General features: G+C 72.8%; 1 protein-coding gene. It reads right to left on the bottom strand.

What is annotated here, in order from left to right; all coding sequences use genetic code 11:
• Nucleotides 1–346 (bottom strand): autotransporter-associated beta strand repeat-containing protein (locus CVV76_RS02255; protein WP_146010231.1); only part of this gene is annotated, 346 nt, incomplete at both ends.

Below are 346 nucleotides of genomic sequence, written 5' to 3'. Positions count from 1 at the left end.
GCTGCCGCCCGAGATCGACACGCCGCTGGAAGCCGCGATGCTGCCGCTGCCCGAAAGCGCCAGCGTGCCCGCGGTGATCGAGGTCGCGCCGGTGTAGCTGTTCGCCCCGCTCAGCGTCAGCGTCCCGCTGCCCTGCTTGGTCAGCCCGCCGGCCCCGTCGATGGTGCCCGCAAAGCTGGTCGAGGTCGCGTCGCCCACCGTCAGCGTCTGCGAGCCCAGCACGACCGACCCGCCGGTCCCGCTCAGCGCGTTGATGGTGGCGCCCGAGGTCGTGCCGCTGATGTCGATGCCGCCGCCCGAGATCGACACGCCGCTGGAAGCCGCGATGCTGCCGCTGCCCGAAAGC

The organism is Acidimangrovimonas sediminis, from assembly GCF_002871005.1.
Taxonomy (GTDB): domain Bacteria; phylum Pseudomonadota; class Alphaproteobacteria; order Rhodobacterales; family Rhodobacteraceae; genus Acidimangrovimonas; species Acidimangrovimonas sediminis.
Note: the sequence above shows the minus strand (reverse complement) of the source record. Positions and strands in the feature narration are given on the sequence as shown.